Origin of the sequence: Kitasatospora sp. NPDC086009 (assembly GCF_044540385.1) — a bacterium.
Classification (GTDB): domain Bacteria; phylum Actinomycetota; class Actinomycetes; order Streptomycetales; family Streptomycetaceae; genus Kitasatospora.
Map to the genome: position 1 here is coordinate 1 of NZ_JBITSA010000048.1, position 1,174 is coordinate 1,174.

2 protein-coding genes are annotated in these 1,174 nt (G+C 68.7%); both read right to left on the reverse strand.

Features of this window, described 5'->3' with window-relative positions:
• Positions 1-17: 17 nt before the first annotated feature.
• Positions 18-584 (reverse strand): transposase, encoded by a 567-nt coding sequence (locus ACIF6L_RS38655; protein ID WP_396491948.1) that lies wholly within the window; start codon positions 582-584, stop codon positions 18-20.
• The gene (locus ACIF6L_RS38660; RefSeq protein ID WP_396491947.1) at positions 500-1,039 is read right to left on the reverse strand and encodes a winged helix-turn-helix domain-containing protein; all 540 of its coding nucleotides are present in this window, start codon (positions 1,037-1,039) and stop codon (positions 500-502) included. Before ACIF6L_RS38660 ends, ACIF6L_RS38655 begins: the two co-directional genes overlap by 85 nt.
• Between the last annotated feature and the right edge of the window lie 135 nt (positions 1,040-1,174).

The window sequence follows — 1,174 nt, forward strand, 5'->3', positions numbered from 1 at the left end:
CTACTGACTTCGGCTTGTCAGGGTGACGTTGGGGTGTCGAGGGTCAGGCCGGTGCCGGCTATGAAGCCGTCGAGGGCTTCGGGGCGGTACTGCAGGCGTTTGAGCCGGTTGCGGACAATGGCCTCGAGTCGGTCGAGGGCCATGACGGCGAGGTTCGCCAGGCTGTGCTTGACGTGTGCCCAGACCCACTCCACCGGGTTGAGGTCGGGCGAGTATGCGGGAAGCAGGAACACTGTCAGCCAGGCCCGCTCGGCGATCAAGTCGCGCATGGCGTGGGAGACGTGGGTGTTCAGGCGGTCCCAGACCAGCACGATCGGCGCCTTGACGAGGTGGTGGACACCGTCGATCAGTGCGATGAAGTCACGTTCGCCCATGCTGCGGCGCTTCCCCTTGCCCGCGGGGTGGGTGCGCAGGCGGTGGCACAGCCGGGTGCGTGAGCCGGGGCGCATGGCGATCATCCCGGCCACCGACAGCCGTCCCGAGCGATGGCCGCTGACCGTCACGACAGGGGTGCGGCCTCGCCGACCCCAGGTGCGTCCTCTGGGCGGACGGCGGGTGAAGCCTGCCTCGTCCTCGAAGCAGATGTAGCCCCCGCAGGCCGCCCGGGCGCTTTTACCTCCGTCCAGGTCGCCTCCTTCCACGTGGTGACGGCCCGCTCGTCCCGCTCGGCCACCCGACGCGCGGGGACCTGCGGACTGAAGCCGAGCCGGTGCATCAGCCTCGTCGCCCCGGACACGCTGTAGGAAACGTGGAACTTTCGCCCGATCAGCGTGGCCACCCGCGCCGCGGTCCACACCTGGTCCTCCACCCAGCCGTGTGCGGCCGGGCCCTGGTCCAGGTACGCGGCGAGTTTCTCCAGGCAGCGCGGCGACAGACGGCACTGTGACCCGCCCGGGCCGCGAGAGGACAGAGCCCGCACACCGCCATCACGCCACAACTGGTGCCACCGGTAGGCCGACTTTGGGCTCACCCGCAGACGCCGTGCCACTTCCGGTGGCTTGATCCTCTGCTCGAACAGCTCGGCTGCCTGCATCCGCAACGTCTCCCGGCGCAACCGTCCCGCAGCGGTCAGCCCGCCCCCATCCGCATATCTCACACACCATCGGATACAGCCACCTCACCCCACCAATCAGGGACTTCGGGAGAGTTCACCCTGACGAGCCGAAGTCAGTAA